The organism is Pseudoduganella sp. R-31 (genome assembly GCF_049913235.1).
Classification (GTDB): domain Bacteria; phylum Pseudomonadota; class Gammaproteobacteria; order Burkholderiales; family Burkholderiaceae_D; genus Rugamonas.
In genome coordinates, this window is the sequence record NZ_CP183986.1 from 1,012,182 (window position 1) to 1,037,256 (window position 25,075).

At 60.7% G+C, this 25,075-nt stretch carries 29 protein-coding genes and 1 pseudogene; 15 read left to right on the forward strand and 15 right to left on the reverse strand.

Going from position 1 to position 25,075, the window contains the following annotated elements; translation table 11 throughout:
- Window positions 1-12 precede the first annotated feature (12 nt).
- From hpf to ACN9MY_RS04645, 3 genes are all read left to right on the forward strand, one after another.
- Entirely contained in the window at window positions 13-372 is a 360-nt protein-coding gene (gene hpf / locus ACN9MY_RS04635) for a ribosome hibernation-promoting factor, HPF/YfiA family (RefSeq protein WP_426167899.1), read from the forward strand.
- Between the two features lie 75 nt (window positions 373-447).
- Entirely contained in the window at window positions 448-1,533 is a 1,086-nt protein-coding gene (locus ACN9MY_RS04640) for an enoyl-CoA hydratase/isomerase family protein (protein ID WP_426336883.1), read from the forward strand.
- Window positions 1,530-1,991 carry an Lrp/AsnC family transcriptional regulator gene (locus ACN9MY_RS04645; RefSeq protein WP_426336884.1) on the forward strand — a complete coding sequence of 154 codons (462 nt, stop codon included), beginning with the start codon at window positions 1,530-1,532 and terminating at the stop codon, window positions 1,989-1,991. Before ACN9MY_RS04640 ends, ACN9MY_RS04645 begins: the two co-directional genes overlap by 4 nt.
- On the opposite strand, the gene ACN9MY_RS04650 is transcribed toward ACN9MY_RS04645, so the two are convergent.
- The 6 genes from ACN9MY_RS04650 to ACN9MY_RS04675 form a co-directional block, all read right to left on the reverse strand.
- Window positions 1,992-2,840, reverse strand: a complete 849-nt coding sequence (locus tag ACN9MY_RS04650) for an endo alpha-1,4 polygalactosaminidase (RefSeq protein WP_426320789.1) — start codon at window positions 2,838-2,840, stop codon at window positions 1,992-1,994. It abuts the gene before it with no gap.
- A gap of 71 nt (window positions 2,841-2,911) precedes the next feature.
- The gene (locus tag ACN9MY_RS04655; RefSeq protein ID WP_426336885.1) at window positions 2,912-4,108 is read right to left on the reverse strand and encodes a DUF4272 domain-containing protein; all 1,197 of its coding nucleotides are present in this window, start codon (window positions 4,106-4,108) and stop codon (window positions 2,912-2,914) included.
- 29 nt (window positions 4,109-4,137) lie between these two features.
- Entirely contained in the window at window positions 4,138-4,680 is a 543-nt protein-coding gene (locus ACN9MY_RS04660) for a metal-dependent hydrolase (RefSeq protein ID WP_426320793.1), read from the reverse strand.
- A gap of 132 nt (window positions 4,681-4,812) precedes the next feature.
- The gene (locus ACN9MY_RS04665) at window positions 4,813-5,142 is read right to left on the reverse strand and encodes a hypothetical protein (protein WP_426167910.1); all 330 of its coding nucleotides are present in this window, start codon (window positions 5,140-5,142) and stop codon (window positions 4,813-4,815) included.
- 46 nt (window positions 5,143-5,188) lie between these two features.
- Window positions 5,189-5,917 (reverse strand): hypothetical protein, encoded by a 729-nt coding sequence (locus tag ACN9MY_RS04670; RefSeq protein WP_426336886.1) that lies wholly within the window; start codon window positions 5,915-5,917, stop codon window positions 5,189-5,191.
- The gene (locus tag ACN9MY_RS04675; protein ID WP_426167914.1) at window positions 5,914-6,267 is read right to left on the reverse strand and encodes a hypothetical protein; all 354 of its coding nucleotides are present in this window, start codon (window positions 6,265-6,267) and stop codon (window positions 5,914-5,916) included. Before ACN9MY_RS04675 ends, ACN9MY_RS04670 begins: the two co-directional genes overlap by 4 nt.
- Window positions 6,268-6,368: 101 nt before the next feature.
- Between ACN9MY_RS04675 and ACN9MY_RS04680 the strand changes: the two genes are divergently transcribed.
- A complete protein-coding gene (locus ACN9MY_RS04680; RefSeq protein ID WP_426320797.1) occupies window positions 6,369-6,743 on the forward strand; it encodes a VOC family protein in 375 nt (124 codons plus the stop codon).
- A 78-nt stretch (window positions 6,744-6,821) separates the two neighbouring features.
- Complete coding sequence (locus tag ACN9MY_RS04685) at window positions 6,822-7,316, forward strand: arsinothricin resistance N-acetyltransferase ArsN1 family B (protein ID WP_426167918.1); 495 nt, start codon at window positions 6,822-6,824, stop codon at window positions 7,314-7,316.
- Here the strand turns inward: ACN9MY_RS04685 and rapZ are convergent, their stop codons facing one another.
- The 5 genes from rapZ to ilvA form a co-directional block, all read right to left on the reverse strand.
- A complete protein-coding gene (rapZ, locus tag ACN9MY_RS04690) occupies window positions 7,317-8,180 on the reverse strand; it encodes an RNase adapter RapZ (RefSeq protein ID WP_426167920.1) in 864 nt (287 codons plus the stop codon). It lies immediately after the preceding gene.
- A gap of 147 nt (window positions 8,181-8,327) precedes the next feature.
- Complete coding sequence (gene hprK / locus ACN9MY_RS04695; protein ID WP_028101576.1) at window positions 8,328-9,263, reverse strand: HPr(Ser) kinase/phosphatase; 936 nt, start codon at window positions 9,261-9,263, stop codon at window positions 8,328-8,330.
- A 2-nt stretch (window positions 9,264-9,265) separates the two neighbouring features.
- On the reverse strand, window positions 9,266-9,748 hold the full coding sequence (locus ACN9MY_RS04700) for a PTS sugar transporter subunit IIA (RefSeq protein ID WP_028101575.1): 483 nt from the start codon (window positions 9,746-9,748) through the stop codon (window positions 9,266-9,268).
- A gap of 95 nt (window positions 9,749-9,843) precedes the next feature.
- On the reverse strand, window positions 9,844-10,677 hold the full coding sequence (gene queF, locus ACN9MY_RS04705; RefSeq protein ID WP_426167923.1) for an NADPH-dependent 7-cyano-7-deazaguanine reductase QueF: 834 nt from the start codon (window positions 10,675-10,677) through the stop codon (window positions 9,844-9,846).
- Window positions 10,678-10,885: 208 nt separating this feature from the next.
- Window positions 10,886-12,418: a threonine ammonia-lyase, biosynthetic gene (gene ilvA, locus ACN9MY_RS04710; RefSeq protein WP_426336887.1), complete on the reverse strand. Its 1,533-nt coding sequence runs from the start codon at window positions 12,416-12,418 to the stop codon at window positions 10,886-10,888.
- 140 nt (window positions 12,419-12,558) lie between these two features.
- On the opposite strand from ilvA, the gene ACN9MY_RS04715 reads away from it, so the two are divergent.
- Window positions 12,559-13,053, forward strand: a complete 495-nt coding sequence (locus ACN9MY_RS04715) for a YqaA family protein (RefSeq protein ID WP_426167927.1) — start codon at window positions 12,559-12,561, stop codon at window positions 13,051-13,053.
- 2 nt (window positions 13,054-13,055) lie between these two features.
- Here the strand turns inward: ACN9MY_RS04715 and ACN9MY_RS04720 are convergent, their stop codons facing one another.
- Window positions 13,056-13,715: a TetR family transcriptional regulator gene (locus ACN9MY_RS04720; RefSeq protein ID WP_426320805.1), complete on the reverse strand. Its 660-nt coding sequence runs from the start codon at window positions 13,713-13,715 to the stop codon at window positions 13,056-13,058.
- A gap of 223 nt (window positions 13,716-13,938) precedes the next feature.
- On the opposite strand from ACN9MY_RS04720, the pseudogene ACN9MY_RS04725 reads away from it, so the two are divergent.
- From ACN9MY_RS04725 to ACN9MY_RS04745, 5 genes and pseudogenes are all read left to right on the forward strand, one after another.
- Window positions 13,939-14,265, forward strand: a pseudogene (locus ACN9MY_RS04725) (SDR family NAD(P)-dependent oxidoreductase); the annotation flags it as partial.
- Between the two features lie 152 nt (window positions 14,266-14,417).
- Window positions 14,418-14,795, forward strand: coding sequence for a hypothetical protein (locus ACN9MY_RS04730; RefSeq protein ID WP_426337672.1), 378 nt, complete (start codon window positions 14,418-14,420; stop codon window positions 14,793-14,795).
- A 238-nt stretch (window positions 14,796-15,033) separates the two neighbouring features.
- Window positions 15,034-19,044: a DUF3683 domain-containing protein gene (locus ACN9MY_RS04735; protein ID WP_426320807.1), complete on the forward strand. Its 4,011-nt coding sequence runs from the start codon at window positions 15,034-15,036 to the stop codon at window positions 19,042-19,044.
- Window positions 19,041-19,499 carry an HIT family protein gene (locus ACN9MY_RS04740; protein WP_426167934.1) on the forward strand — a complete coding sequence of 153 codons (459 nt, stop codon included), beginning with the start codon at window positions 19,041-19,043 and terminating at the stop codon, window positions 19,497-19,499. Before ACN9MY_RS04735 ends, ACN9MY_RS04740 begins: the two co-directional genes overlap by 4 nt.
- On the forward strand, window positions 19,496-19,915 hold the full coding sequence (locus ACN9MY_RS04745; protein WP_426167936.1) for a gamma-butyrobetaine hydroxylase-like domain-containing protein: 420 nt from the start codon (window positions 19,496-19,498) through the stop codon (window positions 19,913-19,915). The genes ACN9MY_RS04740 and ACN9MY_RS04745 overlap by 4 nt, the downstream gene beginning before the upstream one ends.
- A gap of 1 nt (window position 19,916) precedes the next feature.
- Here ACN9MY_RS04745 and ACN9MY_RS04750 read toward each other — a convergent pair whose 3' ends face one another.
- The 3 genes from ACN9MY_RS04750 to ACN9MY_RS04760 form a co-directional block, all read right to left on the reverse strand.
- On the reverse strand, window positions 19,917-20,180 hold the full coding sequence (locus ACN9MY_RS04750) for a hypothetical protein (RefSeq protein ID WP_426320810.1): 264 nt from the start codon (window positions 20,178-20,180) through the stop codon (window positions 19,917-19,919).
- Window positions 20,155-20,652 carry a hypothetical protein gene (locus tag ACN9MY_RS04755; protein ID WP_426336888.1) on the reverse strand — a complete coding sequence of 166 codons (498 nt, stop codon included), beginning with the start codon at window positions 20,650-20,652 and terminating at the stop codon, window positions 20,155-20,157. Before ACN9MY_RS04755 ends, ACN9MY_RS04750 begins: the two co-directional genes overlap by 26 nt.
- 82 nt (window positions 20,653-20,734) lie before the next feature.
- Window positions 20,735-20,983: a hypothetical protein gene (locus tag ACN9MY_RS04760; protein WP_028101568.1), complete on the reverse strand. Its 249-nt coding sequence runs from the start codon at window positions 20,981-20,983 to the stop codon at window positions 20,735-20,737.
- Window positions 20,984-21,116: 133 nt separating this feature from the next.
- Between ACN9MY_RS04760 and ubiE the strand changes: the two genes are divergently transcribed.
- The 4 genes from ubiE to ubiB all read left to right on the forward strand — a co-directional run bounded on the left by ubiE (window position 21,117) and on the right by ubiB (window position 25,046).
- Complete coding sequence (gene ubiE, locus ACN9MY_RS04765; RefSeq protein WP_426167943.1) at window positions 21,117-21,851, forward strand: bifunctional demethylmenaquinone methyltransferase/2-methoxy-6-polyprenyl-1,4-benzoquinol methylase UbiE; 735 nt, start codon at window positions 21,117-21,119, stop codon at window positions 21,849-21,851.
- Window positions 21,852-21,862: 11 nt separating this feature from the next.
- On the forward strand, window positions 21,863-22,804 hold the full coding sequence (locus ACN9MY_RS04770; protein ID WP_426336889.1) for a Tim44 domain-containing protein: 942 nt from the start codon (window positions 21,863-21,865) through the stop codon (window positions 22,802-22,804).
- A 77-nt stretch (window positions 22,805-22,881) separates the two neighbouring features.
- On the forward strand, window positions 22,882-23,490 hold the full coding sequence (locus ACN9MY_RS04775; RefSeq protein ID WP_426336890.1) for a ubiquinone biosynthesis accessory factor UbiJ: 609 nt from the start codon (window positions 22,882-22,884) through the stop codon (window positions 23,488-23,490).
- Entirely contained in the window at window positions 23,487-25,046 is a 1,560-nt protein-coding gene (ubiB, locus tag ACN9MY_RS04780; protein ID WP_426320817.1) for a ubiquinone biosynthesis regulatory protein kinase UbiB, read from the forward strand. The genes ACN9MY_RS04775 and ubiB overlap by 4 nt, the downstream gene beginning before the upstream one ends.
- Window positions 25,047-25,075: the final 29 nt, after the last annotated feature.

Here is a 25,075-nt window from a genome sequence, read left to right on the forward strand (position 1 = left end):
TTAGGAGTGTGTATGAATCTCACCATCAGTGGACATCATGTCGAAGTGACCCCAGCCATTCGCGAGTACGTGCAGAACAAGCTGGAACGAGTCAAGCGCCATTTCGATCAAGTAATCGATATTGCTGTCATCCTGACTGTAGATAACCTCACCGAGAAAGAGAAACGCCAGAAAGCCGAAATCAACCTGCGCATGTCTGGCAAAACTGTTTACGTCGAAAGCCTGTCGCAAGACCTTTACGCCGCCATCGATACCCTGATTGATAAACTGGATCGCCAGGTCATGAAATACAAGGACCGTGTGCAGAACCACAGTCATGCGGCCATCAAGCATTTCCCGGATACGTATGAGGCACCACCCACCGCCATGTAAAGGACTGGCCGTGCAGCACACCAAAGGGCGCAATTGGCGCCCTTTTTTGCGACCAGTGTGCGTTAGAATATTTGCATGAGCGAACACGTACACACCCAACTCTCCAACGGTACCGGCTTCATCACGCTGGACCGCCCCAAGACCCTCAATTCACTGTCCCTCGACATGGTGCGCGCGATGACGCAGGCGCTGCTGGCATGGCGCGACGATGCGTCGGTGGCGGCGGTCGTGGTGCGCAGCAGCAGCGAACGCGCGCTGTGCGCAGGCGGCGATATCCGCTTCTTCCACGACGTCGGCCGCGGCAATACGCAAGGCGGCAGCGCGCTGCTGGAGGACTTCTTCACCGAAGAATATGCGCTGAACCATTTAATCCATTTCTACCCCAAGCCTTATGTGGCGCTGATGGATGGCGTGGTGATGGGCGGCGGCATGGGCATCGCGCAGGGCGGGCCGGAGTGCGGCGTGCGCATCGTCACGGGCCGTACCAGGATGGCGATGCCCGAGGTGAACATCGGCCTGTTTCCCGACGTGGGCGGCAGTCACTTCCTGTCGCATGCGCCGGGCCAGCTTGGCATGTGGCTCGGCCTCACCGGGCTGACGGTCGGCGCCGCGGATGCGCTCTACCTCGACCTGGCTGACTACTTCGTGCCGGAAACTGAACTGGCCGGACTGGCCAAGCTGTTCGAGTCGACGCCCGGCAAATCGTTGCGCGATGCTGTCGCGGTCTTTGCCGGCCCGCACAACGCCTTCGCCGGCGACAGCGAACTGGAAGCGCAGCGTGCCCTGATCGATCAGCATTTCTCGGCGGGCTCGGTACCCGCCATCATGGATTCGCTGCGAGGCGACAGCACGCCTTTCGCGCAGAAATCGCTGAAGGCAATGGAATTGCGCTCGCCGCTGATGATGAGCGTGACCCACGAGCTGCTGAAGCGCGGCGCGTCGCTGGGCGTGTCCGACTGCTTGCGCATGGAGCGCAACCTGGTGCGCCGCAACTTCGAACACGGCGAGATTTTCGAGGGCGTACGCGCCCTGGTGATCGACAAGGACAACCAGCCGCAGTGGAATCCCGCAACGCTGGCCGAAGTGACGCCCGCCATGGTGGAGCGCTTCTTCGAACCATGCTGGCCGGCCTGGGCGCACCCCTTGCGCCACCTCGCATGAGGGATCTGGACCGGATCGACCGGGGCATCCTGAATATCCTGCAAGAAGATGCCAGCACGCCGTTGCGCGAGATCGCGGAGCGCTTGCATTCGTCGGTCGCGACCTGCCAGCGCCGCATCGAAAGGCTGCGCAACGACGGCGTGCTGGTCAAGGCTGTCGCGCTGGTTGACCGCGCGCTCGCCGGGCGGCCGCTGACGGTATTCGTGTCGGTCGAACTGGAGAAGCAGAATACCGACATCCTCAAGCAGTTCGAACACCGCATGCGTTCCGAGCCCGAGGTGATGTCCTGCTACGAAGTGGCCGGCGAGTTTGACTTCCACCTGATCGTCACGGTGGAGTCGATGGAAGAGTACAGCGCCTTCACGCGGCGCGTCTTCACCTCGCACCACAACGTCATCAACGTCAAGAGCCTGTTCGCGATGAACTGCTCCAAGTTCGAGACCAAGCTGACGCTGTAGTCACGGCTCGCAGCTGTAGCGCAGGCTGTCGTCCAGCGCGAGCGGCAGCACCAGCGTATGGAACTTGCGGGCGTTGGCATCGGCGCACAGCTTGGCGCGCGCTGCGGGATCGCTGCTGTATGGCGCAGCATACTCCGCATTGAATACCGGCTTGCCGCTGGCGATGAAAGCCTGGTAGCCCTCGCATTCGGCGAACTCATGGCATTGTTCGTTGACGGCAAAATCGAAATCGCCTACCAGGTCCTTCAACTGATCCGTATCGTTTTTCAATGCAATGGACATTCCCCGGCGGTGCGCTTCGCGTGCCAGGAATCGGTTGTAATCGAGCTGCGTGGCGGCGGTAAGGGCGAAGCCGCTGTTGTTCGCATAGCCGTCCACGTTGTCTGCTTCAACGCCATTGCATCCCTTGGAGACTGCCAGGTCCAACCGCGCAAGCATGATCTTCCGCACAGTTGCCGAGCGCGTGTCGAGCCATCGCTCCCCTGCCCATCCTTGCAGGTCCTTGCCCATGTCGGCTGGCGCAAAGCCGGAAAAGTCGGGACGCCAATTTTCGGAGCTGCCGGCTGAAAAATAGCAGACCACTTTCTTGCCGCTCGCCTTCAATGCCTGGACGGTAGCAGGCGCTGTATCGAACAGATCGATATCGTACACGGTTGCCGCATAGGCGGTATTGACCGTCCCTTTCAACTGCCACTGCCAGGTATCGCCCAACGCAGGTTTCCAGTAGGCGGCTGGTGCGCTTGCAGGCGGCGGCGTATCCGAACTGCTTCCGCCGCCGCATCCGCTCATCGTCGCCAGCGCCAGGCAGAAGATACTGATCGGAAGCAGCCGCCGGGTGTGTTGTCGCATCAATTCATCCTTGAAAATATTGGCCGGCAATAGTTTCACGGACGGCTTACGGCATGCTTACTCCCTGGCGCTCATGTGCTTAGGTCAGTGTCGTCCCAGTCATCTCCTGGCGCCAATGCCCAGGTGAACGAATGGCGGCGCTCATGAACGGCTCCGCCGTGCGCTATCGGATCGAAGTCTTTGGGCACGGTCATGCCCCCCATTTGCGCGCTCCTGACAGCGTTATGCGCGCAGTAGAATTTGTATTCCATGAAAATGACCTCGCCAGCCGCTCTCAATGAAGCGCCCGCCGCGAAGTCGGCGAGATTGCCGTCCCAGGCGGGCAGGAAGTCAAACAACATCGCCTCGATGACTTCGTCGGAGATTTGGCTGGCATCCAGCGTCGGCACCTGCGCAAAGCCAACGATCCACGCCAGCGCCCACATATTCTCCAGCCTCCAGCCGACAGTCTGGTCATGTAGCGCTTGGGATTCCTGGCGCGGCAGATCGATCAATGCAAGTTCGCTCTCCGTCATCGCGGCGCGCAGGTCGTTTCGCTCGATATAGCCCTGTAGTTGTGCAGTGTCGGCCAGGCGTACAGGCATTGCTGCCCAGGCAAATACGGCTTGCAGCGCCATCAGGCGTTTGCACAGCTCCTGCTTATCGCGCAGCGTGATACCCAGGTCGGGAAGGGGCAAGGAGTTCGCGGGCTGAAAGCCGAGTGCCATAAGCTCGCTGAAAACGCGCTGCTTCAGTTTCAGTGCGTTGTTGTTGCCTGCACCGGATGGAGCCGTGATGGGCGTGTATTTCGGCCATTTGGCCTGGGGATCCGATGCAGACAAATCCTCGCCATACAGCACCCTTCCGTTTGAATCCCGCATGGATGAGGGAGTGAACCAGACTGCATCGAGGGCTTCTGCGATTACCGAAATAACCTCGTACCTTTCGTCGTCGGCCTCTGCGCCGGGCTCGCAGATTGTGCCAAGCGCGAAGCCGAATTTTTCGGTCAGGGCGAGTATTCTTGCCTGTGCAGGGGCGTGCGGGAAGCGGGCGAAATAGCCGCGCATTCCGGCCATCTGGTCCTCCCACGCTTGTCCGCTGTAATAGGCTGGATCGTGAGTGATTTTCAGCCGCTTCTTCTTCAGCCATCCGCCGGTCGTCACTTCGATTTCGCTCCACGCGTCGTCGGTGCCCGTGACTTTGAACTTTGCATTCAATTTCTTCAGGACTTCGATTACTAGCCCAGGGTTTATTTCCTGAGCGAATAGCGAAACAGGTTCAGTTGCCATCGTTTGAGTTTCCTTTGTGTCGCGGACCTTTACTCCAGTCGGTCGCGAGCGATGTTGTTGCGTATGGCATAGGCGGCCACCATCGTGGATAGGCAGGGCAGCCAAACCCATAGGAGTTCAGATTTAATTACTGTCAAGCCGGCGGGGCCCAGGAAGCGCCCCATTGTCAATGGCGATACGCGGATAAACTGGACCGGGAAGAAATGCCGCTGATCGGAGAATGGCCACCAGATGGCGGCACCGAGGCCGCCGGTTGTCAGCATGTCGAGCAAGGGATGCGAAACGCAGGCAACCGACACGAACGCCATCGTCACCCATCGTTTCGCGTGCAGCCACGGTGCGGCCAGTGCAGCCAGCATTCCCAATGCAAGTGCAAACGCGATCGAATGCGATGCCCCGCGGTGGCCAAGCTGGTTCGCGTATTCGATGCCGAGCTTGAAAGCGATGACGTCCATGTCAGGCACGATTGCCGCAACCATGCCTGCGAACAGCAGCCGGCGTGAAATGCGGTCCGGGCCAAGTACGACACCGAGTGCCAGCGGAATCGCTGGGTGGGTAAGGATGGTGGGCATGGTGCAGAGGAAATTAAAGCGGCACCTGGCAGAACAGGTTCACCAAAAACGAAACGTCGAGGTATTTGCGGCCAGTCTTCTGGACTAGTGTCGGGATTCGCTCTCTGACTGCCAAATAGAAGGAGGCATCCATTACTCTTTGGGACAGTCGACCGGAGGCAACGGGCCGAATACGACCTCGGAGTCAGCCGGGCCGGAAGTCTGCAGGATGTAGACGACGTTGGCCGCGCTGTCCACATACATCATGTGGGCGCGACCGCCTGGCAGCATGCCAGGTGAATTCAGCGTCATGTGTCGCGTGTCGCGCAACTTCTCCGGCAGCTTCGGTACCGTAGGCCACTTTTCGCGGGTGCCGGAAGGCGACACGAAGCCGGCGTAGTGCGCAGCCGTGCAGCGCCAGATTGGTTCCGGCTCGGGAGGTGCAGCGCCCAGCGCTGCTGCAAGCAGTAATGAGATCGCCATATGCAGATGATAGATCAAAAAGCAGGCGTTGATTTGTTTTTAATTGTTACCGGCGGCTGAGCTGCGGCCGGGCCGGAGGCGCGCCGCTTTCCATGCGGATGCGCAGTTCTCCGTCTTCCTTGATCAGCAGAACGGCGTATGAATGGGACGTGGTCTCGAGGCCAGCCTGGTCGCTCCGTGCGACACCGCCGGTGACCATTACCGACTGGTCACCGAGTTTTTCGTATGCCAGGCCTTGCCAACGGAACGTGACAGGCGGCTTCCAGCTTTTCGCGTATTCGTTGGAAAGCTTGTCAAAACCAATTTCTTCTTTCCATTCTCCGCCAATGAAAATGGTGCCGCGCCGGGAATAGCGGTTGGCCAGCGCCTTGCGATCGCCGGCGGTGAGGTCTTCTGCATAGGTGTCCATGAAGAAGTGCGCGAGATCGAGGATATCGGTTGCCGCAGGATCCGCGCAGGCGATCTTTGGCAGTGGGCCGAAGATCACGATGGAATCCAGCGTGCCCGCGGACTGCTCGACGTAAGCGCTGCCGGCTTTGACATCAACGTACATGACATGCGACTTGCCGCCCGCATAGGCGCCCGCTGTGTTGAGCAGCATGGACCTCTTCTTGCGCAAGCGCTCCGGCAAGGCCTTCAGCACCGGCCATTTGGCCGCGGTTCCGGATGGCGAAACGAAGGCGCCATAGTGCTGCGCCGTGCAGCGCCAGGCCGGATCGGGATCGACGGGCGCAGAACCGGCAGCCGCTGCGGCCAGCAAGACGAGCAAGCTCATTTTTCCTTCAACTCCCTCATGCGTTGCGGGATCAGATCCATCTTGCCTTCAACGTTGAACTCTTCGCAGCTGTCCGCGACTCTTTGCTCTTGGCCACCCTCTTTGGTGAAGTAAAGCTTCTCGCAATCGCAACGCAGGCGAGCCTTGAGCTGCTTGCCCTGCTTGAGTTCCGCAGTCCAGCACGAGTCGGCACAGCCGCAGGATTGGTAGGTCAGGACTTCGCCTGCACGTGGCCAGTCCAGATTGTATTTGTGATGCTGTCCAGCTGCCTGCACTGCAGGAGTCAGGGCCAGCATCGCAAGCAGGATGAGGATAGGAGTTGATTTCTTCATATCGGCGAATGTTAGCATATCGCCAAGTGAGAAAATTTCTCACCGCTATAGAGGTAATCGGGAAATCGTTTCGCCTGGACTGCCTATGATGATCGCTCGTTGTTTGAAAGGAGAGCATCATGATTGACCACGTATCCATTGCCACCCGCGACCTGCCACGTGCAGTGGAATTCTACAAAGCCTGCCTGGAGCCGCTTGGCTACAGCGTGCAGCACGAAGACGAAGGCCAGGCCATCTTCGGCGCCGACGGCCACTGGGCCTTTGCAATCTACCCGGCGCAAGGCGATGCGCCGCTGGTGGGCCAGCGCGGGCACATTGCCATCAAAGCGCCGTCGCAGCTGGCAACGCACGCCTTCCATGCCAACGCCATGGCGCAAGGCGCCGCTTCTGTGCGCAAGCCGGGCCTGCGTCCCGACGTCAACGAGCGCTATTTTGGGACGATGATCACCGATCCTGACCAGCATACGATCGAAGTGGTGCACTGGCTGGATTAATTTGGTGCACGCGGCCGGCCGGCGGCTGGCCCGCATCTTGCTGTAACGCTTGGGTCATCAAACTTCACCCAAGCGCTCATGACCAACATACGCTCAGCCCACCCGGCCGATGCTGCTGCCATCGCTGCAATCTACAACCACTACGTTTCATCCACCACCATTACTTTCGAAGAGGCCGAAGTCGGTGTCGACGACATGGCCGGCCGAATCACGAAAGTGATTTCATCGAAGCTGCCCTGGCTGGTGCTGGAGCAGGACGGCAAGATCCTGGGCTACGCCTACGCCAGCAAATGGAAGGAGCGCTCCGCTTATCGCTTCTCGGTCGAAAGCTCCATCTACCTGCACCAGGAAGTGCGTGGCAAAGGCTTTGCGCGCAAGTTGTACCAGCATTTGTTCAACTTGCTGCGCCAGAGCGGCGTGCACCTGGTGATCGGCGGCGTGGCGCTGCCGAATGAAGCCAGCGTTGGCCTGCATGAGAAGATGGGCTTCCAGCCTGTCGGCGCGTTCAAGGAAGTCGGCCGCAAGTTCGGCCGGTGGATCGACGTCAGCTACTGGCAGCTACGCCTGGAGTGATCAGGATTGCTCGCGGTGGCGCAGCACAACGGTTTCAGTCGGCGCGAAGTGACGCGCCAGGCGTTCGGCCATATAGACTGAGCGGTGCTGGCCGCCGGTGCAGCCGACGGCTACCGTCAGGTAGGAGCGGTTGTCCCGCTTGAAGTGCGGCAGCCATTTGGTAACGAAGCCCTTGATGTCCAGGAACATCTCCTCCGCGCTCTCCTGCGCATCGAGGAAGGCGATCACCGGTGCGTCGCGGCCGTTCAACGGACGCAAGGTGAGGTCGTAATACGGGTTGGGAATCGCGCGCACGTCGAACACGAAATCGGCGTCGAGCGGCACGCCGAGCTTGAAGGCGAACGATTCAAAGAACAGCGTCAATGGCGCGTTCTCGCTGTGCACCAGGTCCTTGACCCAGGCGCGCAGTTTGTTGGCACTCATTTCCGACGTATCGATCACGTGGCCAAGCTGCTGGATCGCGGACAGGCGTTCGCGTTCTTCGGCGATGCATTCGATCAGCGTGCGGCGTGCTGCAGGATTTTCGCCAGGGGCCAGCTCGTGCGACAGCGGGTGGCTGCGGCGCGTTTCGGAGAAGCGCGCCACCAGCGAGTGGGTATTCGCGGTGAGGAAGATCACCTTGACCTCGTGGCCGTCTTCTTTCAGCTTGCGGTATTCGCCGGGCAGGCTGGCAAGGCTGGAAGCGCTGCGTGCGTCGACCGCGACGGCCAAAGCATCCGTTCCCTCGATTGCGAGGCGATTGATCAGGTCCGGCAGCAGGGCAGGCGGCAGGTTGTCGACGCAGTAGTAGCCGATGTCTTCAAGAACATTCAGCGCAACGGATTTGCCGGAGCCGGAGATGCCGGTGAGTAGGATGATTCGCATGTGACCGATAGTACCATTAGTCCGAATCAGTCGCCGGACATGGCCTGTCGTTGGTGAAGCAGGGGTTTCGCCGAGCGGGCTCGGCGCCTGCGGAACGGGCCCGCTATGCATAGCGGGCTTCCTTAGCAACATGAGTCATGGGTGGGGCTAGTCCCCACTCATGGCCTGGCGTTGCCGCTCCATGAATTCCTGCAGCGTGTCGATGCCGCGCAGTTGCAGGATGGTGTTGCGAACCGCAGCCTCCAGCAGCACCGCGATGTTGCGGCCGGCTGCAACGGGAATCACGACCTTGCGGATCGGAAGTCCCAGCACGTCTTCGGTCGGGAACTGGAACGGCAGGCGTTCCACCTCTTCTTCCAGCGCCGAACGGCGCACCAGGTGCACGATCAGCTTCAGACGCATCTTGCGGCGCACGGCAGTCTCGCCGAAGATCGCCTTGATATCCAGCAGGCCCAGGCCGCGCACTTCCAGCAGGTTTTGCAGCAGCGGCGGGCAGCGGCCTTCGATCATGTTGGGAGCGATGCGCGCGAATTCCACCGCATCGTCGGCCACCAGGCCGTGCGAACGTGAAATCAATTCAAGTCCCAGCTCGGATTTGCCGAGGCCGGAGTCGCCGGTAATCAGCACGCCCACGCCCAGCACGTCCATGAACACGCCGTGCATGATGATGCGCTGCGCCAGCTTTTTCGACAGGTAGACGCGCAGAAAGTCAATCACCTGCGCTGCAGGCAGCGGCGTGGAGAACAGCGGGATATTCTTTTCGTCGCAGATCGCCAGGATGTCAGGCGGGGTCTCGAGCCCTTGCGCGATGATCAGCGCCGGCGGGCCGCCTGCGATCAGTTCACCGATCACATGGGCGCGCGTCAGCGATTTGAGGCGCTGGTAGTAATTGATTTCCTGGTGGCCGAACACCTGGATGCGTCCAGGGTGAATCGTATTCAAGTGGCCAACCTGGTCGGCCGCCGAAGCGACGTCGCCGGAGATCAGGCGCTCGCCGCCTGGAAAGCCGGCGAACCAGCCCAGTTGCAGGGTTTCGCGATTGTCGTCGTACAGTCTCTGGATCGTCAGCGGCGTTTGCAGCATGTTCAACCTGCCGCTTGCAGGCTAGGCTGCCAGTTGACGATGCGGCTGTAGACCGATTTCGGGTCCGGGTCTTCCGTCAGTGCCTGGCGGAAGGCGTCGTCCGAGAACATTTCTGCGATCTCGGAGAGGATTTCGAGGTGCTGCTGCGTCACGTGGTCGGGGATGAGCAGGAAGAACAGCAGGTTCACAGGTTTGCCGTCCGGCGATTCAAAAGGAATCGGTTCGGCCAGGCGGACAAAGGCGGCCAATGGCGCCTTCAGGCTCTTGGAACCCTTGATGCGCCCGTGTGGGACAGCAACGCCGTGGCCGAGGCCGGTGGAGCCCAGGCGCTCGCGCGCGAACAGGTTGTCCGATACGGTGGAGCGAGCGATGCCGCAGTTGTTCTCGAAGATCAGGCCGGCTTGCTCGAAAGCGCGCTTTTTGCTGGAGACTTCCAGGTCGAGCTGGACGTTCTCTAGCGAAAGGATTTTGCTCAGGTTATTCATGACGCGACATTGATGTGCTTTGCGAGCGCATTATAGGCCTCTTTCTCAGCCGTGTAACTCGAATTTCACGCAATGTTTCTGCGTGGAAAAATCCCTTACTGGCGGGCGTTGCGCAAATTGGACGGCCGCTGTGCACTACTAAAGTTGGTGCGCCATGGGTTGATATCAAGGCCGCCTCGGCGGGTATACCGTGCATACACCGTCAAGTGTTGCGGCTTGCACTGGCGCAGGATGTCCGTGAAGATGCGCTCGACGCACTGCTCGTGGAACTCATTATGCTCGCGGAAGCCGATCAGGTATTTGAGCAAGCTTTCCTGGTCGATCTGCGGCCCGTAGTAGCTGATCTGCACGCTGCCCCAGTCGGGCTGGCCGGTGACCAGGCAATTTGACTTCAGCAAATGCGAGACGAGGGTCTCCTCTACTGGCAGCTCGTCGAAGTTGGCTTTCAAAGTTTCCGGCTGAGGGGAGTAGTTGTCGACGTCGATGTCGAGGCGGTCCAGCAACTGGCCTTCCAGCTCGCCCATTTCCAGTTTTTGGAAGTCCTCCTGCATGGTCAGGGTGACATGCACGCTGGCGCCGGCGGCGGCGGACAGGTCTTGCTGCAGCAGCATTTTCAGCGCGTCGGGGCCGGCCAGCCTGGTCTGGTTGAAGGAATTGAGGTAAAGCTTGAAAGATTTAGATTCGATCAAGTTTGGCGAATCGGCAGGGATGGTGAAGCGGGCCACCGCCACTTGCGGCTTGCCGCGCATGTTCAGCCAGGACAGCTCGTAGCCGTTCCAGATGTCCACTCCGAAGAAGGGCAGGGTGCCTGTCAGGCCCAACTCGTCGCGCTTGCCCTGGCGCGGGATGGGGAACAGCAGTTCCGGCGCGTAGTCGGTGCGGTAGGCGGAGGTTTTGCCGAGGGGGGAGTGTTCTGGGAGGTTGGACATGGCGGACTTTTCTTGAAACGGTCTGCCAGTTTACCAAAAACCGGTAAATCTGGGTCTGACCCGCAGGGTCAGACCCCGTACGGTCTCGAAGTCGCGGGTGGGTTCGAGGTCTTTGACTTTCGACGGAGATCAACGGCGCACAACCTACACCAACAGCGGTAGCGCAGACAGGGTCTGACCCTGCGGGTCAGACCCTGGTTTACCGGTTTCAGAGGAACAGCTTGTACACCGGATTCTGCGACTCATCCCAATAGCGATACCCCAAGGTAGCCAGGAACTGCGCAAACTTGTCCATATCCTGCGGCGGCACCTGCAAGCCAATCAGAATCCGCCCCACGTCGCCGCCCTGCGAGCGGTAATGGCACAAGGAGATATTCCATTCCGGCGCCATCGAATCGAGGAAGCGCATCAGCGCCCCCGGCCGCTCAGGGAATTCAAAGCGATACAGCAGTTCATCCTTGGCCAGCACGCTCTTGCCGCCGACCAGGTGGCGCAGGTGCGACTTGGCCAGTTCGTCATGGGTCAAATCCAGCGTCTTGAAGTTGTTCTCTTCAAAGCGCCGCGCAATCGACGACGACTCGCTGCGATCGGCAATCTGCACGCCGACGAACACGTGCGCCTGCTCCTGGTCGCTTATCCGGTAGTTGAACTCCGTCACATTGCGCGGGCCCACCAGGCTGCAGAAGCGCTTGAACGAGCCGCGCTGCTCCGGCATGGTGACGGCAAACACGGCTTCGCGCGACTCACCGAGTTCGGCGCGTTCCGCCACGAAACGCAAGCGGTCGAAGTTCATGTTGGCGCCGCTACAGATGGTCACCAGCGTCTCGCCCTGCACCGGATACTTGCCCATTTCCGAGCGCTCGACATAAGCCTTGGCGCCGGCTACGGCCAGCGCGCCGGAAGGCTCCAGGATCGAGCGCGTATCGGTGAACACGTCCTTGATCGCCGCGCAGATCGCATCGGTATCGACCACGATCACTTCGTCGACAAACTGCTGCGCGAGGCGGAAGGTTTCCTCGCCCACCAGGCGCACGGCGGTGCCGTCGGCGAACAGGCCAACGTCGGACAAGGTGATGCGCTCGCCGGCCTTGATGGAGCGGCCCATCGCATCCGAATCCATGGTTTGCACGCCGATGACCTTGATATCCGGGCGCAGCTGCTTCACATAGGCGGCGACACCGGCAATCAGGCCGCCGCCGCCGATTGGCACGAAGATCGCGTGGATAGGGCCGGAATGCTGGCGCAGGATTTCCATGGCAATGGTGCCCTGGCCGGCGATCACTTCCGGATCGTCGAATGGGTGCACGAAGGTCAGCTTCTGCTCTTTCTCGAGTTGCAGGGCGTGGTTGTAGGCATCCGTATAGGACTCGCCATGCAGCACCACTTCCACGCTGGCGCCGCCGCGGCGGCGCACGGATTCGACTTTCAGCAGCGGGGTGGTGGCAGGCATGACGATGAGGGCGCGGCAACCGAGTTTGGCTGCGGACAGGGCGACGCCCTGCGCGTGATTGCCGGCGGAGGCGCAAATGACGCCGCGCTTCAATTGCGCGTCGCTTAGATTCGCCATCTTGTTGTAAGCGCCGCGTACCTTGAAGCTAAAGACGTCCTGCATGTCCTCGCGCTTGAAGTAAATCTGGTTGCCAATTCGTTGCGAGAGAATCGGAGCCAGTTCGAGCGGGGTTTCATGGGCCACGTCGTAGACGCGGGAGGTCAGGATTTTCTTCAGGTAGTCGATAGTCATAATTTGCAAAGGATTTGAGTGGTGCAAGGACTGTCAACGGCGGGTAACCGAAGGGGTGGCACGCCTGCCATGCGGGTATGCAATGGCGCGGGCTGTCTGGTGTGCCGGGTGTTCTGGTCGGTTCATTATAATGGAAGCCTATGATCGAATCTGCAATCCAATGGCTGCTGGGTGTGTTGGCGGCGCCCGAAGTGGGACTGACCTCGGTCTTCATCATCAGTTTTGTCTCTGCCACGCTGGTGCCGCTGGGGTCCGAACCCGCTGTCTTTGCCGTCTGCAAAGCCAATCCCGACATGTTCTGGCCAGCCATTGCGGTCGCGACCGTGGGCAATACCTTGGGCGGCGTGGTCGACTACTGGATCGGTTATTACGCCAAGAAAGCCTTTACCAAGGAACGTTCCAGCCGCTGGTTCGGCTGGCTGGCGCACTACGGAGCCAAGACCATGCTGCTGTCCTGGGTGCCCGGCATCGGTGATCCGCTGTGCACGCTGGGCGGCTGGCTGAAGCTGCCGTTCTGGCCCGCGACCATGTATATGGCGATCGGCAAGCTGGCGCGCTACATCACGATGACTTCGCTGCTGTTGTATGTGCCGGACGGTGCCTGGCGCTCGATCGCGCATGCATTAGGCGGTTGACCTCAATCCGATCCCAGGCCGCGCAGCAGCAGCAGCAGGGCGGCGGCCAGCTCGCTCTCGTACTCATACCGTAACGGTTCCAGTTCTGGAGCGGCCAGCACTTCGCACAAGGCCGGCGCCGGGTGGCTGAGTGGCCAGAGCCCGATCATGAGTGGGATGGCCAGGCGCATGAAGGTGATATAAGCAGCGGCTGGCAACGCCGGTGCCCTCGCGTTCAACAGGTCCGCTACCGCAGCCGTCATGGCGATGGTGCGCAGCTTGAATTCCTTCAGCCTTTCTTGCGATACATTGCGCTCGATGATCGAAGGCAGAATGCTGAGCAGGCGGCACATCAGAGGATAAGCGGCGCTGGCGGCGGCGAACGCCTGTGCAAGCTGCTGTCCGGTTGCGGGCTGCACGGCGGCGAGCCGCTCATCCAATTCCTGCTGCCAGCGTCCAGTCTCCTCTTCCAGTAATGCCAGCAGCAAGGCTTCGCGATTCTCGAAATACCGGTAGACATTCGATTTGGTCATTTCGGCGCGCCGCGCCAGCTCATTCAAGCCAAGCTCGCTGACTTCCATGCCGTTGCGCAGGGCAGCCTTGGCGGTTTCCAGCAAATGGAGGCGGCGCTCCTCTTTCTGTTCGGGGCGGCGGGCGCGCTGAAATGTCTCTGGTGCTGTCATAAATTAATCAGACGTTCTGGTGAGTGGCGCAACTTTATCATCGCAAAGCTGCTTGACAAGAGACCAGTGGTCTTCTAAATTGGAGGCCAGTGGTTTCTTATGTCGAATGTCTCACACGGAGTACAAGATGGCTACCCCTTTAATGGTTCGTTCGGAAATTCTCGGGCAGGATCTGAGCGGCAAGACTTAGGTTGTCACCGGCGCCAATTCCGGCATCGGCCTGGTGACCACCCAGCAATTGGCCAAGCAAGGCGTGACCGTCGTCATGAGCGTACGCCGGGTCGAGGAAGGGAAGCGTGTCGCTGCTGAAATCCGGCAAGCGCTGCCTTCGGCAAAGCTGGCCGTGTACCGGCTGGCGCTGGACGATCTTGCTTCCTTGCGCGCCTTTGCGGTCGAGGTCAACCGCGAGCATCCAAAGCTGCAGGGACTGGTCAACAATGCGGGGGTCATGAAAACGCCATTCGGCCGCACCAACGACGGTTTTGAAACGCAATTTGGCGTCAACCACCTGGGCCATTTCCTGCTTACCGAGCTGCTGCTAAATGCGTTGAAGGCCGGCGCGCCTTCGCGAGTGGTCAACCTGTCGAGCTATTTCCATGAGTTTGCCATGGGGCGCAAGGGCGAAATCCACTTCGAGGACCTGAACTACGAGCAGCGGCCATTCGATACCTGGGAAGCGTACGCGCATCGAAGCTTGCCAACTTGCTGCACGCCCGCGAGCTCAGCCGCCGGCTGGCCGGCAGCGGCGTGGTTGCCGCCAGCGTCAATCCCGGTTTTGTGCGTACCAACCTGCTCAAGGTTCCGCTGCCGATGTGGCTGCAGCGCCTGCTGGTGATCCCGGTGCTGAGGCTGGCTGGAATGATCGAGCCTTGGGAAGGCGCGCAAACTACCCTGCACGCCTTGCTCGCGCCTGAAGTGGAAGGCCAATCGGGCGCATACTACAGCCAGATCGCTGGCTATCAGGACAAGGCGTCGCGTAAGGGTGGCTGGCCGCTGCGCTCGCCCAATCCGGTGGCACATGACGACGACGTGGCCCAGCGCTTATGGGACGTCAGCGAAGCACTGGTGCAGGCAAAGTAAGCGCTGGCCTGCCGCGCGAGCGGGATCGTAAGATTCCGCATAGCAGCAGTGTTGCGAAATTCCAGACTGATGGGCGGGCATCGCGGAAAATTAAGGGTGGAATTTTTGTTGAAATGCGAAATTATATTTTGATAATTGACGTTAACGGAACCCTTCGGCCTTCTAAGGCTGTTCCCATCTTGTGCGCCGCAATAAGATAGAATGGCCTGTCCCAGCGTCAGCCCCCCGTCCACGCAATATGAACGCACCAGCACAAATCCAGGCACTGCTCGCCGAATCGCCAGATGGTCACGCCCACACCCGCTTGCGGGAAATTCCGTACAACTACACCTCGTTCTCTGATCGCGAAATTGTGATCCGCCTGCTGGGCGAAGAGTCCTGGGCGTTGCTGGACGAACTGAGGGCCTCTCGCCAGACCGGCCGTTCCGCGCGCATGCTGTACGAAGTGCTGGGCGATATCTGGGTCGTACGCCGCAACCCTTACCTGCAGGACGACCTGCTGGATAACCCGAAGCGCCGCCAGGCCCTGATCGACGCGCTGCATCACCGCCTGTCGGAAGTGGACAAGCGCCGCAACACCGTCGATGCGGCTGCCGATGCCGATTCGCAGAAGCGCAGCGGCAACGTGGAAAAGCTGCTGCGTGCCGCCAGCAAGGCAGTCGCCGATTTCGGCGAAGAGTTCCGCCAGATGTACGACCTGCGCAAGCGCACGCTGAAGGTGCTGGGCAAGTACACCGAGAAGCACAACATCTGCTTCGACGGCATGAAGCGCATCAGCCACGTGACCGACGCCACCGACTGGCGCGTCGAATACCCGTTCGTGGTGCTGACCCCGGACAGCGAAGATGAAATGGCCGGCCTGGTGAAAGGCTGTATCGAACTTGGCCTGACCATCATCCCGCGCGGCGGCGGCACCGGCTACACCGGCGGCGCCATTCCGCTGACGCCGCTGTCGGCCGTGATCAACACCGAAAAACTGCTCAAGCTGGGCGCCGTTGAAATGAAGGTGCTGCCGGGCCTGGACCGCGAATACGCGACCGTGCACTCGGAAGCGGGCGTCATCACCAACAAGGTCAGCGAAGCGGCCGAGAAGGCGGGCTTCGTGTTCGCCGTCGATCCGACTTCGGCCCACGCCTCCTGCATCGGTGGCAATATTGCGATGAATGCGGGCGGCAAGAAGGCCGTGCTGTGGGGTACCGCGCTGGATAACCTGGCATCGTGGCGCATGGTCGATCCGAACGGCGACTGGCTGGAAGTCACGCGTCTGGACCACAACCTGTCCAAGATCCACGACACGCCGCTCGCGCGCTTCAAGCTGGAATGGACGCATCCGAATTCGCGCGGCGAAGCCAAGGGCGAACCGTTCAAGACCGAGATCCTGGAGATCGAAGGCCGCAAGTTCCGCAAGGAAGGCCTGGGCAAGGACGTCACCGACAAGTTCCTGGCCGGCCTGCCGGGCGTGCAGAAAGAGGGTACGGATGGCCTGATCACGTCTGCGCGCTGGATCCTGCACAAGATGCCGAAGTTCACGCGCACGGTTTGCCTGGAGTTCTTCGGCCAGGCGCGCGATGCGATTCCTTCGATCGTGGAGATCAAGGATTACCTGGACGGCCTGCCGGCGCAGGGAGAACAGTTCAAGACCATCCGCCTCGCCGGCCTGGAGCACCTGGACGAGCGTTACCTGCGCGCCGTCGGCTACGCGACCAAGTCCAAGCGCGGCGTGTTGCCGAAAATGGCCCTGTTCGGCGACATCGTCGGCGACGATGAAGACGCCGTGGCGCTGGCCGCATCCGAAGTGGTACGCCTGGCGAACACCCGCGTCGGCGAAGGCTTCGTGGCAGTGAGCCCTGAAGCACGCAAGAAATTCTGGCTGGACCGCGCCCGCACTGCGGCTATTGCGAAGCACACCAACGCCTTCAAGATCAATGAAGACGTGGTGATCCCGCTGAACCGCATGGGCGAGTACACCGACGGCATCGAGCGCATCAACATCGAACTGTCGATCAAGAACAAGCTGCAACTGGCGGAAGAGCTGCGCGAATACCTCGCTGCCGACAAGCTCCCGATCGGCAAGAGCGACGACGCCACCGACGACAAGGTCGGCTACGCGGAAATGCTGGGCGACCGCCAGGCGCAGGCGCTGGCCCTGGTGGACCAGGTGCATGCACGCTGGACCTTCATCCTGGCCAACCTGGACAAGCCGCTGGCCGAAGTGCGCGGCGACCTGCTGGCGCTGGGCCTGGAGCACCTGGCCGGCGCGCTGGACGACCGCCTGCAGCACCAGCCGCAAGCGACCCTGTTCGACGTAGCGCAGGACCGCACCGTGCGCATCAGCTGGAAGCAGGAGATTCGCGCGCAACTGCGCCAGATCTTCAACGGCGGCGCGTATAAGCAGATCCTCGACGAAGCCCAGGCGATCCACAAGCGCGTGCTGCATGGCCGCGTCTTCGTGGCGCTGCACATGCACGCTGGCGACGGCAACGTGCACACCAACCTGCCGGTCAACTCGGACCATTACGAAATGCTGCAGGACGCGCACAAGGCCGTGGCGCGCATCATGAAGCTGGCCCGTTCGCTGAATGGCGTGATCTCGGGCGAGCACGGCATCGGCATCACCAAGCTGGAATTCCTGACCGACGATGAAATCGGCGAATTCCGCGAGTACAAGAAACGCGTCGACCCGGAAGGCCGCTTCAACAAGGGCAAGCTGCTCAACCTGCCGGGCATGGAAGCCACGCTGGAAAACGCCTACACGCCGTCGTTCGGCCTGATGGGCCACGAATCGCTGATCATGCAGCAAAGCGATATCGGCGACATCGCCAACAGCGTGAAGGACTGCCTGCGCTGCGGCAAGTGCAAGCCGGTGTGCTCGACCCACGTGCCGCGCGCCAACCTGCTGTATTCGCCGCGCGACAAGATCCTCGCCACCTCGTCGCTGATCGAAGCTTTCCTGTACGAAGAACAGACCCGCCGCGGCATTTCGATCCGCCATTGGGAAGAATTCGAAGACGTCAGCGACCACTGCACCGTGTGCCACAAGTGCGCCACGCCGTGCCCGGTGAATATAGACTTCGGCGACGTGTCGATGAATATGCGTAACCTGCTGCGCAAGATGAACAAGCGATCGTTCAATCCGGGCAAGAAAGCGACCATGTTCTTCCTGAACGCGACCGATCCGGCGACCATCAACGCCACCCGCCAGACCATGATCGGCTGGGGCTACAAGGCGCAGCGCCTGGGCCACGAAGTGTTCAAGGCCGTGGCGCGCAAGCAGACCAAGGCACCGCCGCCAACCGTCGGCAAGCCGGCCGTGCGCGAGCAGGTGATCCACTTCGTGAACAAGAAGATGCCGGGCAACCTGCCGAAAAAGACGGCGCGTGCGCTGCTCGACATCGAAGACAACAAGATGATCCCGATCATCCGCGATCCGAAGAAGACCAATGCCAACACGGAAGCGGTGTTCTACTTCCCGGGTTGCGGCTCGGAGCGGCTGTTCTCGCAGGTGGGCCTGGCAACGCAGGCCATGTTGTGGGAGGTGGGCGTGCAGACCGTGCTGCCACCGGGATACCTGTGCTGCGGCTATCCGCAGCGCGGCGCGGGCGATTTCGACAAGGCCGAAAAGATGATGACGGATAACCGCGTCCTCTTCCACCGCATGGCGAATACGCTGAACTACCTGGACATCAAGACGGTGGTGGTGTCTTGCGGCACCTGCTATGACCAGCTGGCGACCTATGAGTTCGAGAAGATTTTCCCGGGCTGCCGCATCATGGACATCCACGAATTCCTGCTGGAGAAGGGCGTCAAGCTGGAAGGCGTGGAGGGTACCCGCTACATGTACCACGATCCTTGCCACACGCCGATGAAGCAGCAGGACCCGATCAAGACCGTGAATGCGCTGGTGTCGACCATCGACAACGTGAAGATCGAGAAGAACGACCGCTGCTGCGGTGAGTCCGGCTCGCTGGCGAATGCGCGTCCGGATATTTCGACCCAGGTCCGCTTCCGCAAGGAGCAGGAAATGGTGTCGGGCGCAGACAAGCTGCGTGCCGACGGCTTCCAGGGCGACGTCAAGATCCTCACTTCCTGCCCATCGTGCATGCAGGGCCTGAGCCGCTATAACGACGATTCGGGCACCACCGCAGATTACATCGTGATCGAAATCGCCAAGCACAAGCTGGGCGACAACTGGCTGGTGGATTACGTGGCGCGCGCCAATGACGGCGGCATCGAGAGGGTGCTGGTATGACGACGACTGCGAACTGCGACCTGTGCAAGCTGTTGGCCGGCTTCGATGCGGCGCCCGCCGGCGCGGCGAGCCCGCTGGTCTGGCGCGACGAGCGCCTGGCTGTGGTGCTGGTCGACGAGCCGGGCTATCCCGGCTACACCCGCGTGGTGTGGCACGACCATGTGCGCGAGATGACCGACCTGTCGCCGGAAGACCGCGACCACGTCATGTGGGCCGTGTGGGCGGTAGAGCAGGCGCAACGCACGACCATGGCGCCGCACAAGGTCAATGTGGCCAGCTTCGGCAATATGACGCCGCACGTGCACTGGCACGTGATCCCGCGCTACACTGACGATGCGCACTTCCCGAACCCGACCTGGGGCGCGAAGCAGCGCGAAGCCGATCCGGCCGCCGTGGCAGCGCGTGCGGCCTTGCTGCCGGCCCTGCGTGCGGCGATTATCCTGAACCTGAAATGAGCAATCCTACCGGCCTGACTGTCCACAGCAAATCGCGCTATCTTGAAGTCTCCTTCGACGATGGCGCAAGCTTCAATATTCCTTTTGAACTGCTGCGCGTGTATTCACCGTCGGCGGAAGTGAAGGGGCACGGGCCGGGCCAGGAAGTGCTGCAAGTCGGCAAGCGGGAGGTCGCCATGACCAACCTCGAGCCGGTCGGCAATTACGCCGTCAAGCCGACCTTTGACGACGGCCACAATTCCGGCTTGTATACCTGGGATTACCTGTACGACCTCGGCGCCCGCATGGAGCACCACTGGACTGACTACCTGAAGCGCCTGGAGGCGGCCGGCTTCCCCGGCGACTCCGGCCGCGAGCCCGGCACAGTTCTCCCCGGCGCTGCCGCAAAAGCCCACGGTTGCGGCCATCATCACTGAGTCAGTCGCAGTCCAGCTCCGGGTGCTGGCGCATGAACTCCTCATACTCCTTCACGTGGTTCAGCCAAACATATTTGTACATGGCGCGGTTTTTCGCTGGCAATGAACGCAGGAATTTTGGGGAAAATGACGTCACTTCAGGAATGTCATCTGGGTGGCCCGGGCAACACCTGAGCATTTCTGCGTGCATCCTGTCCATTTCCTCTTTGGTCGCTTGGTCCAGTTCAGGGAAGTCTACGTCAGCGGGAAGTCTGTATCGTTTCATAGTTGAGCTCCAAGAGTTGTAGCGGAGTGACGAAATCGATTTGTGCAAAACCTGCCTCGCCGAGCATCATGTGCAGATGTGGCAGGCGTTCTGCTTCCAGGCGCTGCCATTGCCATGTCATAAACAAGCTGGAACCGAATTGAGATGCACACGCGATTTGAGCGCCAAGCTTCGCCTCATTGGAACTTAGGCCGCCGCCGGCTATCAAAAGTTCCGCTTTTTCGCGAAATATTTTGTTGTCCGGTAGGACGAGCACGGATTCGGCTTTCGTCAGGCGGGCGGAGGCCAGTTCGGGTGGGCCAGCAATGATTGCCTGGAGGGCGATCTCGGATGTGCAGAGATTCCGGGTGTGCGGCAGGGCGCGGAACCAGCGCCGCGTCAGGGACTGGCAGGTGCGTGCATAGGCGCTGCGGGCTGGCGGGTCGGCCAGGGCGCAGAGGACGGAAGTGTCGAGGTAGATCTTGCTGGGCATTGGGCCAGCTTACGCTTGGCCCGAATGCCTGCTTTCGGATACATCAAGGAATGGCGGCATGTTGCCGCCATTGAAAGTGTGCTTAGTTGACCATCATTTTGCGACGCTGGAACTCTTCATAGCGCTGCTGCTCGCGTTCCCAGATGTAGCGGAATGCGGCGCGGGCTTCTGGAGTCAGGCGGCGAATTGCCTCGACGTTGAAGGTCATTGGATGCGGCTCAGCGGACGCCAGGGCGCGCGACTGGGCGCGGGTGGCATCGATGAACTGCTTGGTGGCTTCGTCGATATCCGGGAAAAAAATGTCCGCGGGCAATTTTTGCTGAAGCTCCATCTGAAAATCTCCTAGTAAGACAAATCGTCTGAGCCATAAAACGACTCGTTGAGCATTCTGGTTGACAAGCCTCATCAAAATCTGTGCGTCACCCCACAAATGTATAATGCGGCAATTACAAGGCACCCTCAAAATGACCAACACCACCCATTTCGGTTATAAAACCGTCAACGAAGACGACAAAGTCAAGGAAGTCGCCAAGGTCTTCCACTCCGTCGCCGCCAAGTACGACATCATGAATGACCTTCTGTCCGGCGGCTTGCACCGCATCTGGAAGGCTTTCACTATTGCTAACGCGGCCGTGCGCCCGGGCATGAAGGTGCTCGATATCGCGGGCGGTACCGGCGACCTGGCCAAGGCGTTTGCCAAGGCGGCTGGTTCGACCGGCGAGGTGTGGCTGACGGATATCAACGAATCGATGCTGCGTGTCGGCCGTGATCGTCTCTTGAATAAGGGCCTGGTTACCCCCACCTTGATTTGCGATGCGGAGAAGTTGCCGTTCCCGGATAACTACTTCGACCGTGTCAGCGTGGCGTTCGGCCTGCGCAATATGACGCACAAGGATGTTGCACTTTCTGAAATGCGTCGCGTGTTGAAGCCGGGCGGCAAATTGCTGGTGCTGGAATTCTCGAAAGTGGATCCGCTCTTGCAAAAACCGTATGACTTTTATTCCTTCACGGTGTTGCCGTGGATGGGCCAGAAAGTGGCCAACGATTCGGAGAGCTATCGCTACCTGGCCGAATCCATCCGCATGCACCCGGACCAGGAAACGCTGAAGACCATGATGCAGGCTGCGGGTCTGGAGCGCGTGCAGTACTACAACCTGACGGCGGGTGTGGCCGCTTTACACACTGGCATCAAAATGTGAGACATTCAACGATGAAAATGAAGAAATTCCTGGCCGGCGCGATGATTGCGCTGTCCGCTGTGAGCATGATGAGCGAATTGTCTGCCCGCCCGATGGGCGGCGGCAAGTCCTTCGGCCGCCAGTCGTCGAGCGTGAGCAGCATGCCGAAGCAGACCACTACTGCACCGGCGCCCACCGCTCCGACTGCGGCGCCGACTGCCACCCGTCCGGCTGCAGCGCCTGCGCCTGCAGCACCGGCTCCGGCGCCGAAACCTAGCATGTGGAAGGGCATCCTCGGCGGTGCACTGCTCGGCCTTGGCTTGGGCGCACTGCTGTCGCACTTCGGCCTGGGCGGCGCCATGGCGTCGGCCATCAGCTCGATCCTGATGATCGCCCTGATCGGCGTTGTGATCTTCTTCATCGTCCGCATGCTGCGTCGCAAGTCGCAGCCGGCGGCCCAGCCAGCGTTCAGCGGAGGCTATAACGGCGGCAACGTGCACCAGATGCAGCCAGCGGCTTTCGAGCCGGTGATGCCTGCTGCCGGCGCGGCATTGGCGGCGCCTGCTGCGGCAGAAGCTGCGGCGCATGCCCCATGGGGCGTGCCGGCCGACTTCGACACCGCCGGCTTCCTGCGTGCGGCCAAGTCCAACTACATCCGCCTGCAAGCGGCATGGGACAAGGCGGACGTGGAAGATATCCGTACTTTCACCACGCCCGAGGTTTTTGCCGAGCTGCGCATGCAGATCCAGGAGCGCGGCGCGCAAGCCGAGTACACCGATGTGGTGGCGATTGAGGCCGAGTTGCTGGGCATCGAGAACGACGGCAATGATTCCCTGGCCAGCGTGAAGTTCTGGGGCAAGATGAAACCCGCCGCCGATGCGCTGCCGGAACCGTTCCAGGAAGTCTGGAACCTGAGCAAACCGCATAACGGCAAAACTGGCTGGATGCTGGCAGGTATCCAGCAGCTTGCGTGAGTTGGCGCAGTAACTGGTAAGATCGAGACCGCCCTGGTTTTCCGGGGCGGTTTTGTTTTATTTGGACCCACTTGAATATGTTTCCATTCCCTCCCAGGCTGCCTGGCCTGAGCATGCCGGCAGCTGCCACCGTCAATCACCTGCTGGCGCAGGAGCCATGGGCGCGCACCGAGCTCAAGCTACATGCCGGCAAGGTCGCCGTGATCGATGCCAACCCCGCTGTGCTGCGCCTGCGCGTGGCGCCCGACGGCATGGTGGAAGCGGCAGGCAACGAGGCCGGGGCAGCGGTGACGATCCGCCTGAAGCTGAGCGACCTGCCCCTGATCGCGCAAAACCGCGAGCGTGCTTTCTCCTACGTGCAGATCGAAGGCGACGCCGAATTCGCCAACGCCATTTCACGCCTGTCGCAATCGCTGCGCTGGGAAGCCGAGTACGACCTGGAAAAACTGGTGGGCCCGATTGCAGCCGTGCGCCTGGTGCAGGGCGCCAAGGCGGTAGTGCAGGGTGCGCGCAACGGCCAGCGCAAAGTGGCCGAGAATGTCGCGGAATATTTCCTCGACGAGAACCCGCTGTTGATCCGCCCTGTGGTGGCGGAAAGCTTTGCGGCCGATGTGACCCGCTTCCGCGACGACGTGGAACGCGCCAGCAAGCGGCTGGAAAAACTCGAACAAAAACTGGCTAAATGATTCGCAAATTCCTCAGGCTGTTCAAGATTGTCCGCGTCTCCGTCCGGTACGGGCTGGATGAAATCGCCATTTCCGGCTTCGACAAGCCACGCATCAGCAAGTTTCTCGATACCGTCTTTTTCTGGCGCGACCTGTCGACGCCGCGCGCCGTGCGCCTGCGCCGCGCGCTGGAGGAGCTGGGTCCGATCTTCGTCAAATTCGGCCAGGTGCTGTCGACCCGCAGCGACCTGTTCCCGCTCGATATCGTGGCCGAGCTGTCCAAGCTGCAGGACCGCGTACCGCCCTTCGATTCCGACCTGGCGATCAGGATGATCGAGGAGTCGCTGGGCGCCCATCCTGACGAACTGTTTGCGCGCTTCGAGCGCGTGCCGGTGGCGTCGGCATCCATCGCCCAGGTGCACTTTGCTGCGCTGAAGGATGGCACCCAGGTGGCAGTGAAAGTCCTGCGCCCTGGCATGAAGAAACTGATCGATGAAGACGTAGCGCTGATGCATATCGCGGCCAACTTCATCAACCGCGTGTGGGCCGATTCAAAGCGCCTGAAAATCCAGGAGGTGGTGCAGGAGTTCGACAAGTACCTGCACGATGAACTGGACCTGATGCGCGAGGCCGCCAACGCCAGCCAGTTGCGCCGCAACTTTGCCGAGTCGAAGCTGCTGCTGGTGCCGGAGATGTACTGGGATTATTGCTCCAGCAATGTGATCGTGATGGAGCGCATGCACGGCATTCCGGTGTCGCAGATCGATCGCCTGATCGAGGCCGGCGTGGACTTGAAAAAGCTCTCGTCCGATGGCGTGGAGATCTTCTTCACGCAGGTGTTCCGCGACGGCTTCTTCCACGCCGACATGCACCCGGGGAATATCCTGGTGTCGATCGAGCCTGAGTCGTTTGGCCGCTATATCGCACTGGACTTCGGCATCGTCGGCACGCTGAACGATTACGACAAGGATTACCTGTCGCAGAACTTCCTGGCCTTCTTCCGCCGCGATTACAAGCGCGTGGCGGAGGCGCATATCGAATCAGGCTGGGCGCCGAAAGAGACCCGCGTCGATGAGCTGGAAGCTGCAGTGCGGGCGTGCTGCGAGCCGATCTTCGACCGTCCGCTGAAGGATATTTCGTTCGGCCAGGTGCTGCTGCGCCTGTTCCAGACTTCGCGCCGCTTCAATGTGGAAGTGCAGCCGCAGCTGGTGCTGCTGCAAAAGACGCTGCTGAATATTGAAGGCCTGGGCCGCCAGCTCGATCCTGACCTGGACCTGTGGAAGACGGCCAAGCCTTACCTGGAGCGCTGGATGGCGGAGCAGGTGGGCTGGCGCGGCCTGGTGGAACGCCTGAAGGCGGAAGCGCCGCGCTATTCGCATATCTTCCCGCAGTTGCCGCGGCTTGCGCACCAGGCGCTCACAGTCGCTGCGGAGCGCGACGTGGAGACCAAGGCTTTGCTGGCCCACTTGGTCGAAGAGCAACGGCATACCAATCGCTTGCTGTCGTTCTTTGCATTCCTGGTCGGGTCGTTTGTGTTGGGCGCTGTGGCGTACGTGGCTTATGCCCGACTTCACTAACCGCGATCCGCGCACGCCGGAGTTCTGGG

Excerpts from the sequence above, each read along its gene's own strand:
- hpf (WP_426167899.1), top strand. The coding sequence starts at position 13 with ATGAATCTCACCATCAGTGGACATCATGTCGAAGTGACCCCAGCCATT.
- ACN9MY_RS04650 (WP_426320789.1), bottom strand. The coding sequence starts at position 2,840 with ATGCGACAACACACCCGGCGGCTGCTTCCGATCAGTATCTTCTGCCTG.
- hprK (WP_028101576.1), bottom strand. The coding sequence starts at position 9,263 with ATGCTGCAAACGCCGCTGACGATCCAGAGACTGTACGACGACAATCGC.
- ACN9MY_RS04700 (WP_028101575.1), bottom strand. The coding sequence starts at position 9,748 with ATGAATAACCTGAGCAAAATCCTTTCGCTAGAGAACGTCCAGCTCGAC.
- ACN9MY_RS04715 (WP_426167927.1), top strand. The coding sequence starts at position 12,559 with ATGATCGAATCTGCAATCCAATGGCTGCTGGGTGTGTTGGCGGCGCCC.
- ilvA (WP_426336887.1), bottom strand. The coding sequence starts at position 12,418 with ATGACTATCGACTACCTGAAGAAAATCCTGACCTCCCGCGTCTACGAC.
- ubiE (WP_426167943.1), top strand. The coding sequence starts at position 21,117 with ATGACCAACACCACCCATTTCGGTTATAAAACCGTCAACGAAGACGAC.
- queF (WP_426167923.1), bottom strand. The coding sequence starts at position 10,677 with ATGTCCAACCTCCCAGAACACTCCCCCCTCGGCAAAACCTCCGCCTAC.
- ACN9MY_RS04675 (WP_426167914.1), bottom strand. The coding sequence starts at position 6,267 with ATGCTAACATTCGCCGATATGAAGAAATCAACTCCTATCCTCATCCTG.
- ACN9MY_RS04735 (WP_426320807.1), top strand. The coding sequence starts at position 15,034 with ATGAACGCACCAGCACAAATCCAGGCACTGCTCGCCGAATCGCCAGAT.
- ACN9MY_RS04655 (WP_426336885.1), bottom strand. The coding sequence starts at position 4,108 with ATGGCAACTGAACCTGTTTCGCTATTCGCTCAGGAAATAAACCCTGGG.
- ACN9MY_RS04665 (WP_426167910.1), bottom strand. The coding sequence starts at position 5,142 with ATGGCGATCTCATTACTGCTTGCAGCAGCGCTGGGCGCTGCACCTCCC.
- ACN9MY_RS04680 (WP_426320797.1), top strand. The coding sequence starts at position 6,369 with ATGATTGACCACGTATCCATTGCCACCCGCGACCTGCCACGTGCAGTG.
- ACN9MY_RS04745 (WP_426167936.1), top strand. The coding sequence starts at position 19,496 with ATGAGCAATCCTACCGGCCTGACTGTCCACAGCAAATCGCGCTATCTT.
- ACN9MY_RS04645 (WP_426336884.1), top strand. The coding sequence starts at position 1,530 with ATGAGGGATCTGGACCGGATCGACCGGGGCATCCTGAATATCCTGCAA.
- ACN9MY_RS04750 (WP_426320810.1), bottom strand. The coding sequence starts at position 20,180 with ATGAAACGATACAGACTTCCCGCTGACGTAGACTTCCCTGAACTGGAC.
- ACN9MY_RS04755 (WP_426336888.1), bottom strand. The coding sequence starts at position 20,652 with ATGCCCAGCAAGATCTACCTCGACACTTCCGTCCTCTGCGCCCTGGCC.
- ACN9MY_RS04740 (WP_426167934.1), top strand. The coding sequence starts at position 19,041 with ATGACGACGACTGCGAACTGCGACCTGTGCAAGCTGTTGGCCGGCTTC.
- ACN9MY_RS04775 (WP_426336890.1), top strand. The coding sequence starts at position 22,882 with ATGTTTCCATTCCCTCCCAGGCTGCCTGGCCTGAGCATGCCGGCAGCT.
- ACN9MY_RS04770 (WP_426336889.1), top strand. The coding sequence starts at position 21,863 with ATGAAAATGAAGAAATTCCTGGCCGGCGCGATGATTGCGCTGTCCGCT.
- ACN9MY_RS04670 (WP_426336886.1), bottom strand. The coding sequence starts at position 5,917 with ATGAGCTTGCTCGTCTTGCTGGCCGCAGCGGCTGCCGGTTCTGCGCCC.
- ACN9MY_RS04760 (WP_028101568.1), bottom strand. The coding sequence starts at position 20,983 with ATGGAGCTTCAGCAAAAATTGCCCGCGGACATTTTTTTCCCGGATATC.
- ubiB (WP_426320817.1), top strand. The coding sequence starts at position 23,487 with ATGATTCGCAAATTCCTCAGGCTGTTCAAGATTGTCCGCGTCTCCGTC.
- ACN9MY_RS04660 (WP_426320793.1), bottom strand. The coding sequence starts at position 4,680 with ATGCCCACCATCCTTACCCACCCAGCGATTCCGCTGGCACTCGGTGTC.
- ACN9MY_RS04685 (WP_426167918.1), top strand. The coding sequence starts at position 6,822 with ATGACCAACATACGCTCAGCCCACCCGGCCGATGCTGCTGCCATCGCT.
- ACN9MY_RS04720 (WP_426320805.1), bottom strand. The coding sequence starts at position 13,715 with ATGACAGCACCAGAGACATTTCAGCGCGCCCGCCGCCCCGAACAGAAA.
- ACN9MY_RS04640 (WP_426336883.1), top strand. The coding sequence starts at position 448 with ATGAGCGAACACGTACACACCCAACTCTCCAACGGTACCGGCTTCATC.
- rapZ (WP_426167920.1), bottom strand. The coding sequence starts at position 8,180 with ATGCGAATCATCCTACTCACCGGCATCTCCGGCTCCGGCAAATCCGTT.